Here is a 644-nt window from a genome sequence, read left to right as displayed (position 1 = left end):
AGTTACCGCGACGGCTCATGCTGCCCTCCAGGCCGTGTGATTTCAGGAACGACTGCCACTCATGGCTTGTGTACTGACTGCCCTGATCCGAATGAACCAACACCTGTTTTTGGGGATTACGCCGCCATACAGCCATCAGCAGTGCGTTCAGGACAATGTCCTTTGTCATCCGGGATTGCATGGACCAGCCGATAATTTTGCGTGAGAACAGATCAACAACCACGGCAAGATACAGCCAGCCTTCGTGGGTCCTGATGTAGGTTATGTCCGTTACCCAACGCTCATCCGGAGCATCCGGATTGAACTGTCGCTGGAGCCTGTTGGGCGACACGATACTGGCCTCGCCTTTACGTGCCCGCGGGCTCCGGTATCCGACCTGAGCCTTTATCCCGACACGTTTCATCAGTCGCCAGACTCTGTTCACTCCGCACTGTTGCCCGCTGTCCCGCAGATCCAAATGGATTTTGCGATAACCATAGACGCATCCCGATTCCAGCCAGAACTGTTTAATCTGTCCTGTCAGTCTTAGGTCTGCCTGATGGCGTTGTGAATGCGGCTGCTGAAGCCAGGCGTAAAAACCACTGGGATGAACATCCAGCACCCGACAGAGCAGGCGAACAGGCCAGCAACAGATGTTGTCACGG

At 55.0% G+C, this 644-nt stretch carries 1 pseudogene; it reads right to left on the bottom strand.

The features are described 5' to 3' along the window. A pseudogene (locus tag EPG66_RS23135) lies at nt 1–644 on the bottom strand (IS3 family transposase); the annotation flags it as partial.

The organism is Pantoea pleuroti, from assembly GCF_014156615.1.
GTDB classification, from domain to species: domain Bacteria; phylum Pseudomonadota; class Gammaproteobacteria; order Enterobacterales; family Enterobacteriaceae; genus Pantoea; species Pantoea agglomerans.
Note: the sequence above shows the minus strand (reverse complement) of the source record. Positions and strands in the feature narration are given on the sequence as shown.